Source organism: Neisseria sp. KEM232 (genome assembly GCF_002237445.1).
GTDB lineage: Bacteria > Pseudomonadota > Gammaproteobacteria > Burkholderiales > Neisseriaceae > Neisseria.
This window is the reverse complement of record NZ_CP022527.1, coordinates 1,515,136-1,530,774: the sequence shown is the minus strand read 5'-3', so window position 1 is coordinate 1,530,774 and position 15,639 is coordinate 1,515,136. Positions and strand designations below refer to the sequence as shown.

13 protein-coding genes are annotated in these 15,639 nt (G+C 61.7%); 5 read left to right on the top strand and 8 right to left on the bottom strand.

Annotated features, from left to right (window positions below):
- Positions 1 to 8 precede the first annotated feature (8 nt).
- Entirely contained in the window at positions 9 to 707 is a 699-nt protein-coding gene (locus CGZ77_RS07570; RefSeq protein ID WP_009426153.1) for a 7-cyano-7-deazaguanine/7-aminomethyl-7-deazaguanine transporter, read from the top strand.
- A gap of 248 nt (positions 708 to 955) precedes the next feature.
- On the opposite strand, the gene CGZ77_RS07565 is transcribed toward CGZ77_RS07570, so the two are convergent.
- Positions 956 to 1,537, bottom strand: coding sequence for a superoxide dismutase (locus tag CGZ77_RS07565; RefSeq protein ID WP_036496129.1), 582 nt, complete (start codon positions 1,535 to 1,537; stop codon positions 956 to 958).
- Positions 1,538 to 1,754: 217 nt separating this feature from the next.
- On the opposite strand from CGZ77_RS07565, the gene serS reads away from it, so the two are divergent.
- Positions 1,755 to 3,047 carry a serine--tRNA ligase gene (gene serS, locus CGZ77_RS07560; protein ID WP_009426157.1) on the top strand — a complete coding sequence of 431 codons (1,293 nt, stop codon included), beginning with the start codon at positions 1,755 to 1,757 and terminating at the stop codon, positions 3,045 to 3,047.
- A gap of 438 nt (positions 3,048 to 3,485) precedes the next feature.
- The gene (recB, locus tag CGZ77_RS07555; RefSeq protein WP_036496379.1) at positions 3,486 to 7,052 is read left to right on the top strand and encodes an exodeoxyribonuclease V subunit beta; all 3,567 of its coding nucleotides are present in this window, start codon (positions 3,486 to 3,488) and stop codon (positions 7,050 to 7,052) included.
- A gap of 82 nt (positions 7,053 to 7,134) precedes the next feature.
- Here recB and CGZ77_RS07550 read toward each other — a convergent pair whose 3' ends face one another.
- Complete coding sequence (locus CGZ77_RS07550; protein ID WP_009426695.1) at positions 7,135 to 8,094, bottom strand: phosphatidate cytidylyltransferase; 960 nt, start codon at positions 8,092 to 8,094, stop codon at positions 7,135 to 7,137.
- Between the two features lie 217 nt (positions 8,095 to 8,311).
- On the opposite strand from CGZ77_RS07550, the gene CGZ77_RS07545 reads away from it, so the two are divergent.
- Together CGZ77_RS07545 and CGZ77_RS07540 are read left to right on the top strand one after the other, a co-directional pair.
- Positions 8,312 to 8,698, top strand: coding sequence for an MAPEG family protein (locus tag CGZ77_RS07545; RefSeq protein WP_009426693.1), 387 nt, complete (start codon positions 8,312 to 8,314; stop codon positions 8,696 to 8,698).
- Between the two features lie 139 nt (positions 8,699 to 8,837).
- Positions 8,838 to 10,160 (top strand): paraquat-inducible protein A, encoded by a 1,323-nt coding sequence (locus CGZ77_RS07540; protein ID WP_036496377.1) that lies wholly within the window; start codon positions 8,838 to 8,840, stop codon positions 10,158 to 10,160.
- A 240-nt stretch (positions 10,161 to 10,400) separates the two neighbouring features.
- Here the strand turns inward: CGZ77_RS07540 and CGZ77_RS07535 are convergent, their stop codons facing one another.
- From CGZ77_RS07535 to CGZ77_RS07510, 6 genes are all read right to left on the bottom strand, one after another.
- Positions 10,401 to 10,931, bottom strand: coding sequence for a hypothetical protein (locus CGZ77_RS07535; protein WP_009426690.1), 531 nt, complete (start codon positions 10,929 to 10,931; stop codon positions 10,401 to 10,403).
- 146 nt (positions 10,932 to 11,077) lie between these two features.
- Complete coding sequence (locus tag CGZ77_RS07530; protein WP_009426689.1) at positions 11,078 to 11,872, bottom strand: hypothetical protein; 795 nt, start codon at positions 11,870 to 11,872, stop codon at positions 11,078 to 11,080.
- Entirely contained in the window at positions 11,869 to 12,507 is a 639-nt protein-coding gene (locus CGZ77_RS07525; RefSeq protein ID WP_009426688.1) for a TIGR00730 family Rossman fold protein, read from the bottom strand. Before CGZ77_RS07525 ends, CGZ77_RS07530 begins: the two co-directional genes overlap by 4 nt.
- Positions 12,508 to 12,564: 57 nt before the next feature.
- A complete protein-coding gene (gene pheA, locus CGZ77_RS07520; RefSeq protein ID WP_009426687.1) occupies positions 12,565 to 13,647 on the bottom strand; it encodes a prephenate dehydratase in 1,083 nt (360 codons plus the stop codon).
- A 155-nt stretch (positions 13,648 to 13,802) separates the two neighbouring features.
- A complete protein-coding gene (locus tag CGZ77_RS07515) occupies positions 13,803 to 14,234 on the bottom strand; it encodes an ester cyclase (protein ID WP_009426685.1) in 432 nt (143 codons plus the stop codon).
- A gap of 492 nt (positions 14,235 to 14,726) precedes the next feature.
- Positions 14,727 to 15,599, bottom strand: coding sequence for a DMT family transporter (locus CGZ77_RS07510; RefSeq protein ID WP_009426683.1), 873 nt, complete (start codon positions 15,597 to 15,599; stop codon positions 14,727 to 14,729).
- Between the last annotated feature and the right edge of the window lie 40 nt (positions 15,600 to 15,639).

The following is a 15,639-nucleotide window of genomic DNA, read 5'->3' as shown; positions in this document are numbered from 1 at the left end:
AGACCGGCATGTACGAATTTACCCCGCAACAACAGCAAAAAGCCCTGCGCTGGCTCGTCGTTTTCCATATTGCCGTTATCGCATCGAGCAATTATCTGGTGCAGTTCCCCTTCACCGTCACCCTGCCCAACGGCTATCAGGTGCACTCCACCTGGGGCGCGTTTACCTTCCCCTTTATCTTTCTTGCCACCGACCTGACCGTGCGCATCTTCGGCCAGCGGCTGGCGCGGCGCATCATTTTCTTCGTCATGTTCCCCGCCCTTATCCTCTCCTACGTCTTCTCCGTCGTCTTCCAAGACGGCAGCTGGACGGGCTGGGCGGCGCTGGCGCAGTTTAACGGCTTCGTCTTCCGCATCGCTCTGGCAAGCTTCGCCGCCTATGCCGTCGGCCAGATACTCGACATCTTTGTGTTCAACAAACTGCGCCGCCTGAAATCGTGGTGGATTGCGCCCACCGCCTCCACCTTCCTCGGCAACGCCATCGATACCGTGCTATTCTTTTCCATCGCCTTCTACGCCGGCAGCGACGCCTATATGGCCGAACATTGGCCGCACATCGCCTTTGTCGACTACTTGTTCAAACTCGCCATCTGCACCCTCTTCTTCCTGCCTGCCTACGGCGTGATTCTGAACATCCTCACCAAACGCCTGACCACGTTGGAAAAAGTGGAAGAACCCGCCCCGTCTCCCGCGCATCAGGCGCAGTAGCGGCTGCGGCACAGAGGCCGTCTGAAAAAGCAAAGGGCTTTTCAGACGGCCTTTTGTCTGTTCGGACGGCCTGCCTTTTGTTTTCTCTCCCGCCAAACCTGCCTCCATCCCGCTTTCAGACGGACTCAGCCGACAAAAGCAGGCCAAAGCAGAAAGAGGCCGTCTGAAAACCCTGTTTCGGGTTTTCAGACGGCCTCTTTGTCCTTAGGGCGGGTTGATTAGCGACACGCCCAAGTGCAAAGCCAAAATCAGGCGGAGAAGCGGCGGGCAACCTCGTCCCAGTTGACGATTTCCCAGAAGCCGTTCAGATAGTTGGGGCGGCTGTTGCGGTAGTCGATGTAGTAGGCGTGCTCCCACACGTCGCAGGTCAAAAGCGGCACATTGTCGCTGTTGAGCGGCGTGGCGGCGTTGGAAGTGGACACCAAGTCCAACTCGCCCAACGGGGTTTTCACCAGCCATGCCCAGCCCGAACCGAACGTGCCGGCGGCGCAGGTGTCGAAGGCTTTTTGGAAGGCTTCGAAGCTGCCCCATTTGGCGTCGATTGCGGCGGCCAGCCCGCCCGAGGGTTTGCCCTGGCCTTTGGGGGTGAAACCGAGCCAGTAGAAAGTGTGGTTCCAGGTTTGCGCCGCGTTGTTGAACACGCCGCCGGACGCTTTTTTCACGATTTCTTCCAGCGTGGCGTTTTCAAACTCCGTGCCTTTGATTTGGTTGTTCAGATTGGTGATGTAGGTTTGGTGGTGTTTGCCGTAGTGGTATTCCAAAGTTTCTTTGGACAGATGCGGTTCGAGCGCGTCCAAGGCATACGGCAGTTCGGGCAGTTTGTGTTCCATTTTGATACTCCTGTTATGTGTTTTATGGATAAGGCCGTCTGAAAACGGCTTGGCGATTCTACCCGACACCATGCGCCGCACCGATTGGATTTTTCTCCGCCCGCCATAGGCGCCGTTTACGGCAGAGGCCGTCTGAAAGCCGGGCCGCGCCGTTTTTCCGCCCTTTAAAATCGTTTACAATGCGCCCCGTTTTGTTTATCCGAAGAAAGCCCGAACCATGCTCGACATCCAACTTCTGCGCGGCGACACCGCCGCCGTTGCCGCCCGCCTCGCCCAACGCGGCTTTGCTTTTGACACCGCGCGTTTTGAAACCCTCGAAAACCGCCGCAAAGATCTGCAGGTCAAAACCGAAGAGCTGCAAGCCTCGCGCAACAGCATTTCCAAAAAAATCGGCGCGCTCAAAGGGCAGGGCAAACACGACGAAGCGCAGGCGGCAATGAACCAAGTCGCGCAAATCAAAACCGATTTGGAGCAGGCCGCCGCCGATTTGGAAGCCGTGCAGGCCGAACTGGATGCCTGGCTGATGGCGATTCCCAACCTGCCGCACGAGAGCGTGCCCGTCGGTCGCGACGAAAGCGAAAACGTCGAAGTGCGCCGTGTCGGCGAACCGCGCCAATTCGACTTTGAAATCAAAGACCACGTTGATTTGGGCGAACCCTTGGGGCTGGATTTTGAAGGCGGCGCGAAACTTTCCGGCGCACGCTTTACCGTGATGAAAGGCCAAATCGCCCGCCTGCACCGCGCCCTCGCCCAATTCATGCTCGACACCCACACGCAGCAGCACGGCTACACCGAACACTACACCCCCTACATCGTCAACGACACCGCCCTGTTCGGCACAGGCCAGCTGCCCAAATTCGGTGAAGACCTGTTTCACGTTACCCGTGGCGGCGACGAGAGCAAAACCACGCAATACCTGATTCCCACCGCCGAAGTAACGCTCACCAACACCGTGGCCGACAGCATTTTGGCCGAACAGGATCTGCCGCAAAAACTCACCGCCCACTCGCCCTGTTTCCGCAGCGAAGCGGGTTCGCACGGCAAAGACACGCGCGGCCTTATCCGCCAGCACCAGTTTGACAAAGTAGAAATGGTACAAATCGTCCGCCCCGAAACCTCCTACGACGCGCTGGAAGAAATGGTCGGCCACGCCGAAAACATCCTCAAATCACTCGAACTGCCCTACCGCGTGATTACCCTGTGCACCGGCGACATGGGCTTCGGCGCGGCCAAAACCTACGACTTGGAAGTGTGGGTGCCCGCGCAAAATACCTACCGCGAAATCTCCAGCTGCTCCAACTGCGAAGACTTCCAAGCCCGCCGCATGAAAGCGCGTTTCAAAGACGAAAACGGCAAAAACCGCCTCGTCCACACCCTCAACGGCTCCGGCCTCGCCGTCGGCCGCACCCTCGTCGCCGTATTGGAAAACCACCAAAACGCCGACGGCAGCATCAACATCCCCGCCGCCCTGCGCCCGTATCTCGGCGGCGCGGACAAGCTGTCCGTTTGAGCCGGGCATCGCAGGAGGCCGTCTGAAACAGGGTTTCAGACGGCCTCAAAAGCATCGTAATAGTGAACCAACACGAAAATCTACGGCGTTGCTGCGCCTTAGGGCGTGTTGACATTCAACTTTTGAAGCGGATTTTTCGGCATAAAATGGCAGATGCAAGGCGAAAACACGATCCAATGCCGCCCATTGGCGAGTGTTTTTAACGAAGCAGATGCCGTTTTAGGACGGAAAAGCTGCCAAAATGTTGAATGTCAACACGCCCTAGCCCAAAGAGGGCGGTTTTCTACGGCATTGGAAATACCAAGAAAACCAGCCCCGTATTTTTCATACTGTCTGCGGCTTGCTGCCTTGTATCTTTCCGTGTTGTTTCACTATAAAGGCCGTCTGAAAAAACACATTTCGCTTTTCAGACGGCCTCCATCCAAATCCTAGCGCGCCATGAACCCAACCGCCCTTCCCTTCTCCCCCCTCGACATTCCGATTTCCGGCACCTCCCTGATCGAAGCCTCGGCCGGTACAGGCAAAACCTACGGCATCGCCGCCCTGTTTGCCCGCCTGATCCTGCTGGAAAAAATGCCGGTAGACAAAGTGCTGGTGGTAACTTTCACCAAAGCCGCCACCGCCGAATTGAAAACCCGCCTGCGTGCGCGGCTGGACGAAGCCCTGCGCCGTTTGCAGGGAACGGATTTGCCCGAAGCGGCCGACGAATTCATGAGCGGCCTGCTGCAACGCGCGCTGGAACAAGAGCCGCGCGAGCGCCTGCAACTGCGCCTGAAAGCCGCCCTGTCGCAGTTCGACAGCGCCGCCATCTACACCATCCACGGCTTCTGCCGCCGCCTGCTCGGCGACTACGCCTTCCTCTGCCAAGTCCCCTTCGACACCGAACTCGACGAAAACGGCAAACGCGAACTGTACACCTACGCACAGGACTTTTGGCGGCTGCGCGTCGCCGGTAATGGGCGCCTCGCCCGCCTCGTCTTCCGCGCCAAACTCCTGCCCGACGCGCTGTTGGACGAACTCTCGCCCTACCTCGCCCGCCCCGCCCTCACGTTCAGACGGCCTGACGACAACATCCTGCCCGAAGCAGAAAAACAGGCGCAATCGGCATGGCGCACACTACGCGGAAAACTCCCCGAGCTCACCGCCACCTTCTGGCGCGTGCATCCGTCATTAAGCGGCAGCAAATTCAAAAAAGCGCTTTACGAAACCAAATTCGCCGAACTGGCCGCGCTGGCCGAAAGCGAAGAGATGCCGTCTGAAAAACTGGCGCAGCTGCTGGCTAATACCAAAGGCATCAGCGTTTTCGCCCCCGAATACCTCGAAGCCGCCGTCAAAAAAGGGCAAAACCCCGCCGCCGCCGACCTTGCCGACCTCACCCTGCTGCACGGCGCCCACCAAGCCGCAGAAAACCTGCTGGCCGCCGAACATCAGGCGCTGATCGCCCTGCAACTGGACTTTCTGCAATACGTGCGCGAAAGCGCCGCCGAAAAACGCCGCACGCGCACCGGCCGCAGCCCCGACGAGCTGCTGCTCGACGTCTACCACGCCCTCACCGCAGGCACGCACGCCGAAACGCTGGCCGACACCGTGGCGCACAACTGGCCGGTCGCCCTCATCGACGAATTCCAAGACACCGACCCGCTGCAATACGAAATCTTCCGCCGCATCTTTATCAAACGGCAGCGGCCGCTGTTTCTCGTCGGCGACCCCAAGCAGGCGATTTACGCCTTTCGCGGCGCCGACATCTACGCCTATCTGCAGGCCGCCGCCGACACGCCGCAGCACTACACGCTGGCGCGCAACTTCCGCAGCCACAGCCGCCTGACCGAGGCGACGGCACGCCTGTTCACACAAAAAAACCGTCCCTTCGTGCTCGAGCGCATCGGCTATCCCGAAGTCGAAGCCGCCCGCGCCGACAGCCGCCTCAGCCCGCCACAGGCCGCCCTCAACATCCGCTGGCTGCACGAGAAAGGCGAAGACGCGCCCGACAAAGCCCTCCTGCGCCAACGCGCCGCCGACTACTGCGCCGCCGAAGCCGCCGCCCTCATCAACGCGGGCGCACAAGGCCGTCTGAAATACCGCGGCGCACCCGTGCAGCCCGGCCATATCGCCGTCCTCGTCCACAGCCACAACCAGGGGCAGCTCGTCAAACGCGCCCTGTCCGCACGCGGCATCGCCTCCGTTTCCGTGCAGCGCGAATCCGTTTTCAAAAGCGCCGAAGCCCAAGCCCTCGCCGCCCTGTTGGCCTTCTGGCTCGAACCGCAGCGCACCGGCCTGCTGCGCTTCGTGCTCGGCAGCGTGCTGTTCGGCCACACCGCCGCGCAAATCGCCGAGCTGAACAGCAGCGAAGCGCGTCTGTCCGAACACACCGCAGCCGCCGCAGCCGACCGCGAAACCTGGCAGCGGCAGGGCATTTTTGCCGCCCTGGCCGCCTTTGCCGCGCAACACGGCATCGAAACGCGCCTGCTGCGGGAGGGCAACGAACGCAGCCTCACCAACTTCTGGCAGCTGGCCGAACTGCTCGCCGCCGAAGACGAAGCCGGACACACCCCTGCCTCGCTCCACCAATGGCTCTTGCAGACGATGCAGGACGACAGTGCCGCCGAACACCACCTGCTGCGCCTGGAAAGCGACGAAGCCCTCGTCAAAATCGTCACCATCCACGCCTCAAAGGGTTTGCAATATCCTTTCGTTTTCTGCCCCTTCTCGTGGGACACGAGCGAAGCCGCCGCCGGCAACTGGCACATCCTCCACCGCGCAGACGGCAGCGAACTTCTCGAACTGAGCCAGCTCGACGAAGCCGACCAAAACCAACTGGCCGACGAAGATTTGGGCGAGCGCCTGCGCCTGCTCTACGTCGCCCTCACCCGCGCCGAAGAGCAGCTCACCGTCTACGCCGCCCGCTGCCGCAGCACGCCGCGCAACACCTTTGCCTACCTGCTCGAAGGTTCGCCCGACAGCAGCCGCGCCGCCGTTCAGACGGCCTACGAAGAAGAAAAAGACGGCCAAAGCGCCATGCTGCGCCGCAACTGGCTGCGCTGGATAGAAAGCGCCCCCGCCGACAGCGGCATCCTCTGGCACGAAGGCGCGCCCGTCAGCGCCGCCGCCGACAGCCGCGGCCGCGGCACGCACACCTACCGCGCCGCCGAATACCCGTCGCGCCGCTTCGAACTCGTCCGTTTTACCAGCTTCACCGGCCTCACCCGCCGCCTGTCCCATCACCGCGCCGCAGGCGACGAACTCCAACCCGCCCTCGATCAGGCCGAATCGGCCGCCGCGCCGCCCGCCGCCCCCGCGTCGGACGAAAGCGGAATGCTCGACCTTTTCCACTTCCCTCGCGGCACGGAAGCGGGCGTCTGCCTGCACGAAATCCTCGAACAGCACGACTTTTCCCGCCCCGCCGCCGAACAAAGCACCCGCATTGCCGACACCCTCGAGCGCTACGGCTTCCCCGAGCAATGGCTGGAAACCGCCTGCGCCGCCGCCGACCACGCCGCCGCCGCCGATCTTGGTGCGGGCGACACCCTCGCCATCCTGCCCGCCGCAAACCGCCTCGCCGAAATGGGCTTCGTCATGCACTTCGACCGCTTCGACTTAGGCCGTCTGAAAACAAGCCTCGCCGCCGCCGGCCTGCCCTCCGCCTGCCTTGCCGCCGCAGAACATCTCGACTTCGACACCCTGCAAGGCTTTCTCAACGGCTTTATCGACATGACCTGCCTGCTTTCAGACGGCCAACCCTGCGTGATCGACTACAAATCCAACCACCTCGGCAACCACCCCGACGACTACGCCCCCGCCGCCCTCGATGCCGCCGTGGCCGAACACCACTACTACCTGCAAGCCTGGATTTACGCGCTGGCCGTCGCCCGCTACCTCAAACAGCGCGGCCGTCCCGTGCAAACCGTCCGCGTCCGCTATCTTTTCCTGCGCGGCCTGAACACGGAAAACCGCAACGGCATCTGGCAGTGGGACATTGCTGCGGAACACCTCGCCCCCTGGCTGTAAACCTGCCAAAGGCCGTCTGAAAGCAAGAAGGCCGTCTGAAACCTGTTTTCAGACGGCCTTTTCACGAAACGGCAGGCGCCGTTCAGCTCCAAAAATAGCGCACGAAATGGAAAAACACCGGCGCGGCGAAGCAGACCGAGTCGACGCGGTCGAGCATGCCGCCGTGGCCGCTGATCATATTGCCCCAGTCTTTGACGCCGTAGTCGCGCTTGATGGCCGACATCACCAGTCCGCCGAAAAAGCCCATCAGGCAGATGATGAGGCCGAGTCCCGCCGCCTGCCAGCCGTTGAAAGGCGTAATCGGCGCCATCAGCGCGGCAAGCAGCGTGGCCGAAGCGATGCCGCCCACCGTGCCGGACACGGTTTTCGAGGGCGAGAGCGAGGGCATGATTTTCGCGCCGCCGACGAGTTTTCCCCAAACGTATTGCAACACGTCGGACGCCTGCACCACGGCAATCAGAAACATCAGCAGCAGGATATTGTTGCCGCTGTCGAAACCGTCGAGCTGCAAAAACATCAGCGCCGGCACGTGCGACAGGCAGCAAATGCAGATCATCGCCATCCACTGCGTTTTCGCGGCACGCGCCAGAAAATCGTCGGTCTGCCCGCTCATGCCCGCGATAATCGGCAGCAGCAGAAAGCCGTATATCGGGATAAAAATGGCAAACAGGCCGTACCACTCCTTCCACACCAAGTAATACTGCACGGGCAGCAGCACATAAAAACAGGCCGCCATGCTGTAATAATCGCTGCGGCGGCGGTAGATCAGCGTCATGAATTCGCGCAGGGCGGCGAAGGAAACGAGGAAAAACAGCACCACCGTCCCCGTTTTGCCGAACCAAAAAGCCGCCAGCAGCACCAGCGTCATCAGCCACCAGGCATAGATGCGCGCGTTCAGATTGGCGATGGCGGCATTGCCCGCGCCTTTTTTGCGTTTGAGCCACTGCCCGACAAACGAAGCGAGCAGCAAAACGGCGAAAACGGCGGCGAAAATATAACCCGCCTGCGGAACCAGCCCGGCGGCTGCGGCGTGTGCGGCCATGATGTCGTCCCCTTGTACAAAAGCGGCGGATTATAGCCGAAGCAGGCGCGGGAAAAACGGCGCATTGTCCACCGCCGCGCTGAAAAACGGCGTGGACAGTTTGTGGATAAACCACCTTTGCCCTTGATGCGGGGGAAGATTTTTTTGCTGCCTGTTTTTTACGCAGATTAGCGGCTATAATGCCCGCCCGTTTGATTGTGAAGATAAGGAAACAAACATGACTCTTGCCTACTGGTGCGTTCTCGCCGCCGCGCTGCTGCCTTTGGCCTGCGCCATCTACGCCAAAAAAGCGGCGGGCTTTGACTTTGCCCGCGACAACGGCGACCCGCGCGCCTTTCTCGCCAAAACCCGGGGCGCGGCGGCGCGTGCCGATGCGGCGCAGAAAAACGGTTTCGAAGCCTTCGCCCCCTTTGCCGCCGCCGTCATCATCGCCCACGCCACGGGCAACGCTTCGCAAACCGTCGTCAATATTTGGGCGGTGCTGTTTGTCGTGTTCCGCGTGCTGTTCACCCTCTGCTACATCGCCGGTGAAGCGCGCCTGCGCTCGATGATGTGGGCGGCAGGCTTTGTCTGCGTGCTCGCGCTGTTTGTCGCGGCGGCCTAAGGCCGTCTGGAATCTTGCGGACAACGCTTTAACGGAGTTTGAAAACACAAAGGCCGTCTGAAAGCGGATGCTGCTTTCAGACGGCCTTTTGCCCGCAAAATCCGTATAATCCGCCCCTTTCCTTTTTCCTCCGTCCGATATGCACGCCCGTTCCGTTCCGAAAAACCTGCGCCGCTGGCGGCAACGCCCCTTTTTGCGCCGCATCACCCTGCCCGCCCACACGGTAGACTGCCCCGAATGCGGCCTGCGTACCGCCGTGCCGGAGCTCAAACAGGGGCATCAGGCCGACTGCCCGCGCTGCGGCCACGAGCTGGTGCGGGTGGAAAACCGCCCCTTCGTCACGCCGCTGGCACTGGCCTCTGCCGCGCTGGTGCTGCTGCTGTGCGTGTACGGCAGTATGTTCATGACCGTGTCGATGATAGGTGTGAACGAGCGCCTGACCCTGCCCTTTATGCTCGAAGTGCTGGTTTTGCAGGATTTCGGCTTTCTCGCTGAAGTAATGTTTGTCTTCACCTTCGGCCTGCCGCTGCTGTTTCTGCTGCTGTGCCTGTATGTTTACGCTGCTTTGCAGATCAAGCGCCCGCTGCCCGGCCTGATCGCCGCCACGCGCACCATGGTGCGCCTGCGCGAATGGGTGATGGCCGACGTGTTCCTGATTTCCACGCTGGTGGCCTACATCAAGCTGGGCGACGTGGTAAACGTTGCCTTCGGCGCGGCCTTCTGGCTGATGTTCCCGATGGTGCTGCTGCTGTTGCGTACCACGCAGGCCGTGCCCGAACACTGGGTTTACTACCAAATCCACCGCCTGCACGGCCACACCACCGTCCATGACGATACCGGCGGCAAAACCTGTTGCAGCCGCTGCCGCTGGTTCGGGCCGTCGGAAGAAAGCCGCTGCCGCGTCTGCGGTACCGCCCTCTTCGCCCGCCGCCCCGGCAGCCTGCGCCTGTCGCTGGCCTTCCTCTTGGCCGCCGCCGTTTTCTACATCCCCGCCAACACCCTGCCCATCATGATTTCGTCCAACCCCACCGTCACCGAAGTCAGCACCATCATGGGCGGCATCCTCTTTATGTGGGACAGCGGCGACCGCGCCATCGCGGCGATTATTTTCAGCGCCAGCATCATGATTCCCGTGCTGAAAATCTGCATCATGGCCTTTTTGCTGCTGTGCGTGCGCTGCGGCGTGCCGGCCAATATCGCCAAAGTGTCGCTGCTTTACCGCATCACGGAAAAAATCGGCCGCTGGTCGATGATCGACATCTTCGTCGTCATCATCCTGATGAGCGCCTTCCACACCCCCATCGCCCGCGTCACCCCCGGCCCCGCCTCGCTCTACTTCTGCCTCGTCGTCCTGCTTACCATGCTGTCCGCCCACTTTTTCGACCCGCGCCTGTTGTGGGACAAATACGAAGCGGGCGAAACCTGCGGCAGGCACACGGCTAAAACCTCTGAGGCCGTCTGAAAAACAGAAGGACGGAAAACAAACAACTCCGTCATCCCCGCGCAGGTGGGGATCTTTTCTGATCGGCAGATTTTGACCAACCCCTATATCGCCGCAGTTCTAAAAAGATTCCCGCCCGCGTGGGCATAACGCCGTTTGCGGATGCTTGCCAAAGTCTCAGACTGCAATCGCACACAAAAAGGCCGTCTGAAAAAGCAGCTTTGCTTTTCAGACGGCCTTTGGGTTTCTTTCAGACGGCCTCTATCTCCCCTTGTCTTCCCAGCCGCGCAAACGCGCCTGCACACATTCGAGCTCGCGGCGCAGGCGGGCGATTTCGGCCACCGCTTCGTCGAGCTCGGTGCGGGAAACAGCGGCCGTCTGGCACGGCGCGGCGAAACGCCCGGCGGCCTGTTTCACGGCGGCAGCGGCGCGTTCGGCGGACGGCGAGGCGGCGGCTTCGGCCAGTATCTGCCGCAGGTCGGCGGCAGACAGGCGCAGGCCGGAAAAGGCGGCAAGGAGCTTGAAACCCAGCGGCAAATCGCCTTCGACGGCGATGTCGCCGAAACCGGGGCGGCGTCCGGCGAAAACGGCGTCTATCAGGCTTGGGCGCAAAACCAGAACGGCATCGGCGGGGCGGCCGCACGCTTCCAGCCGGCCGTCGGCGGTGAAGCGGCCGCGCAGTTGCAGGCTGCCGGCGCGCACGGCGAAAACCAGGCCGTTGTAACCGGCCAGCGTGTCCCGCACGGCGGGATTCTGGCGGATGATGCGGTTGGTAAGGGAAATCAGGGGCATGGTTGCTTTCAAAGGCCGTCTGAAAATACAGGCGGCTTGTTTTTATCGGTTGTTATGCCGTCTGCCGTTTGCTGCGGGGAACGGCAGGCGGGAATGTTTGTCGGAGGCCGTCTGAAAAGGGGCTGGCGGCATTTCAGACGGCCTCTTTATCCGTTCACATTCAGGATGGCGGCGAAATCGCCGTACAGGGTGTGCACGGTTTTGCCTGCGCCGCCCGCGGCGAAGGGCGGCGGGTTCAGGCCGAGTTTGGCGGCCTCGGCGGTGTAAAACTGCCGTTTGTCGGGCTGCGGGTATTCGACGGCATTGCGCAGACGGCGGCCGTTCGGGGTGCAGGCCGTCTGAAACAGGGCGGCGACGGCGCGGCTGCGGTGCAGCATATTGGCGGGCTCGGCGGCGGCGACGGTTTTTCGTCGGGCAAGGACGGCGGCGAGCGGGTGGCGTTCGGCGCAATAAAGGCCGCCGAGGCGCAGGATGTCGCGGTGCGGCACGGCGGCGGACAAAACGGCTTCTTCGGCTTGGGCAAGCAGGCGGCCGCGGCGGCTGACGAGGGCGGTGTTTTCGTCGACCTTGCCGGTGTGGCCGTCGTAAACGCCGATGCTGGAAGCGAATATCAGGTGCTGCGCGCCGTATTGCGCGGCGGTCTGCGCCCAGGCGCGGACGGTGTCGGCATAGGCGTTTTCGCCCGCGTGCGCGCAGGCCGACGGCGGCAGCAGGCAGACCCAGGTTTGCGCGTCCTGCCAGCGGGCAAAGGCCGTCTGAAAGCCGTTTGCCAAGAAGTCGGCGATATCGCCGCTTGCCAGGTCTATCGGCAGGTTGATGTCGTCGGAGGTGACGGTTTTTTTCCATGCGAAGACGCGGCTGCCGTGCTGCCAGAGGGTTTCGGCCAGCGGGCGGCCGAGGTAGCCGAGGCCGAGGATGGCGCAGGAGGCGGGGACGTTCACGGCTGCGCCGCTCCTGCGGCGGGGTTTTCAGACGGCATTTCGTGCGCCAGCCAGTCGGGCTCTATCCATTTGCGGACGTTTTGCGCCGCCTGCGGCTGCCACGCGGCCATTTGTTCGAGCAGCGCGGCGGGGGTGTCGGCGACGCACAGCAGGCCGAGGTTGGCCTGCGGCATAAAGCCTTGTTCTGCGGCGCGTTCGAGCAGGGTCAGCAGCGGGTCGTAGAAACCGGCGGTGTTGACGAGGCCGACGGGTTTTTGGTGCTGACGCAGTTGGGCGAGGGAGAGGACTTCAAACAGTTCTTCAAATGTGCCGATGCCGCCGGAGAGTGCGACAAAGGCGTCGGCCAATTCGATCATTTTGTTTTTGCGAGTCGGCATATCGGGCGTTTCGATGAGTTCGGTCAGGCCGCGGTGCGCCATTTCTTTTTCTATCAGAAAGGTGGGAATAACACCGACGGCTGCACCGCCGTTTGCCAGCACGGCATCAGCCACCGCACCCATCAGGCCGATGCGGCCGCCGCCGTAAACGAGGCGCGAGCCGCGGCGGGCAATCAGCGCGCCCAGCTCGCGGGCAGAGCGGAAGTAGTCGGAGATTTGTCCGTAGTTCGAGCCGCAGTAGACGGTAATGTTGTTCATTGGGTTCATGGTGTTGTCGGGTTTAGGCCGTCTGAAAGGTTGGGATGCCAACAGCCCCTATAGCACGGCCACGGGATACGAGCCGATGATTTTGACGAAAACATTGCGTTCGGCGAAGCGTTCGAGCACGGCGCGGACGCGTTCGTCGTCGCGGTGGCCTTCGATGTCGATGAAGAAAACGTATTCCCACAGGCCGGTTTTGCTCGGGCGGCTTTCGAATTTGCTCATGGAAATGCCCGCTTCGCTGAACGGCGCAAGCAGGGCGGCGGCCGAACCGGCGCGGTTGGGCGTGGAAAAGAGCAGCGAGGTTTTGTCCTGCCCGCTGGGGAAGGTGGACTGTTTGCCGAGGACAAGAAAGCGGGTGGTGTTGTCGGGTTCGTCTTCGATGTTGCGGGCGAGGGCGACGAGGCCGTAGCGTTCGGCGGCAGCGGCGCCGGCGATGGCCAGCGAGCCGCCGTCTTCCGCCGCCATGCGGGCGGCTTCGGCGTTGCTCGACACGGCGACGCGGCGGATGTGCGGCGGCAGGTGTTTGTTCAGCCAGTCGTGGCACTGCGCCAGCGCCTGCGCGTGGGCGTAGACGGTGTCGGCGCCCTCCCAGCCTTCGCGTTTGCGCAGCAGCTGGTGGTGGATGCGCAAAACGACTTCGCCGCAGGCTTTGAGCGGCGAGGAAACGAGCAGATCGAGGGTGCGGCCGACCGAGCCTTCGGTGGAGTTTTCCACCGGCACGACGGCGTAGTCAGCCTGGTCGGCTTCGGCCTGGCGCATACATTCGTCGACGGAAGCGCAGCCGACGGTGTTGGCGGCGTGGCCGAAGTGTTTGACGGCGGCCTGCTGGGTGAAGGTGCCTTCCGGGCCGAGGTAGGCGACGGTAAGCGGGCGTTCGACGGCGAGGCATTCGCTCATCACTTCGCGAAAGAGCCGCGCCACGCCTTCGTCGGACAGCGGCCCCCGGTTCAATTCTTTGATCCGCCGCAGCACCTGCGCTTCGCGCTCGGGGCGGTATACCACGCCCGTGCCTTTGAGTTCGCCGATGGCGCGGGCGTGGACGGCGCGTTGGTTTAACAGTTCCAGCACGGCGTCGTCGATTTCGTCGATGGCGTTGCGGTGCGGCAAAAGCTGTTTTTCCTGTTCGGCATTCATTCGGAAAACTCCTTTCGGACGGTTGCGCGAAGCGGCGTATTCTACCGTAAAAATTTTCAGACGGCCTCCACAAACAAAAGGCCGTCTGAAAACGAAGACCGACAGAGCCGGAGCCCTGCGGCAGGTTTCAGACGGCCTCTTGCGCCGGCGCCGGCCTAACGCGCGCCGGGCATCGGCGGGTAAACGCCCATCTGCCACATCAGCGACAGGTTGTCGAACTGGTCGAACTCGCGCACCAGCTTTCCGTGTTTGAGGCGGTAGATATTGGTGGCGCAGATGCGCACTTCCCTGCCCGTGGGGGCTATGCCCTGAAAAACGCCCGAATGCGTGCCGGATATATTGAAGCGGGCGGCAAACACGTTGCCCTCGCCCACCACTTCCTGCAAATCCCAATACGCGTCGGGAAAACCGGTTTTCAACGCGGCGAGGATTTCCAGATAGCCTTCCGCGCCGATATGCGATTTGCCGGTGATAACGGAATCGAAGGCGGCATCGGGCGCAATCAGATCGCAGGCAAGCTTGGGCGAGGCGGTGTTCAGCAGCTCCGCGAATCTGCACATGAAGGCATGGTTGCCGATCTGGCTCATGGTTTCTCCTTATCTTATCCTTTGTCGGTCGGCGCGCATCATACCGCGAAAGCGCTCTTTTGTAATCGGATGTAGTCGGAAAACCGGCCGCGCAAAAACGGCATACCGTAGGAATAAACGCCCGCGCGCCGTGAATTTGCACTTTGCCGCGACTAACCTTGACCTGCGTCAAAGCCCGCACGGCGAAAGTCCCTATAATGCGCCCATCCGACGAACAACGCCGTTTCAACCGCCGGATAAATTTTTCTTTCCTTTCCTCTTGATGTGTGTGTGTTTGGGTGTGGCAGGCAAAACCGCCACACCGTTTTTTTGCCTGCCTGTTGTGCGGCGGGGAAACTTGAAGGCCGTCTGAAAAAACATTTTTCAGACGGCCTCGACACATTTCAGACGGCCTTTCTGTCTTTTTGAAACGGGTCGGACGGAAACGGTTTTGCAAAGGCAGAGGCCGTCTGAAAAGTGTTTTTCAGACGGCCTTAACGCGTTTCAGACGGCCTATCTGCCCAACAGCGCCGAGAACTGCGGCCAGTAAAACAGGCAGGCGACGGCGCAGACGGCCAGCGCGATGCCCGCCGCGTTGACGGTGGAAATCTTTTCCTTGAACAGCAGCGCGCCCGCCAGCGTGCCGCAGACGATAACGCCGATATTCATGCCCGCGAATACCAGCGTCGGGCTGTCGGCCAGTGCCTGATGGGCGCGGATATAGGACAGAATGTTGCCGAAATTCAGGCAGCCCAGCAGCAGGCCGCCGACTATGCCCGTGCCCGTCCATTTGGTGCGTTGCGCGAAAAGCCAGCCGAACATCAGCACGCCTGCCAGCGCGAAGGCCACCAACAGGTTGCCCGCAAAAGCCGTGCCGCTTTTGGCAAGCTGTTTGAACAGAATATCGATCACGCCGTAGCCCGCCCAAACGGCCAGCAGCAGCCCCGCGCCCTGCCACGACGCGCCCTTTTTGCCGCCTTCCTGTTTCCACAGCAGGCAGGCAAGCGCGGCAAAGGCCAGCACCAAACCGATCAGCCGCCCTTCGCCCAATTTTTCGCCGAACAATGCAAACGACGCCAGCACGGGCAGAAACAGCGACAGCCGCTGCGCCGCGTCGGATTTGACGATGCCCGCCGCGTCCACCGCCCGCCCCATGGCGACGAACACCGAGGGCAGCAGCACGCCCAGCGCGGCAAACAGCCACCAGGTCGGCAGGTATTGCCGCCAGTTGGCGGTGTCGGGCTGCAAAAACCAGACGGTGAGGCCGACGGCGGCAATGTAGTTGACGCCGACGGCCTGGCCGATGTCGATTTTCTGTTTGCGCGCCATTTTCAGCAGGACGGACACGGCGACGCTGCAACAGATGCTGATGATGAGATAGTGCATGTTTTTTCCTGAATAAGGCCGTTCCCGCCTTCGCGGGGAT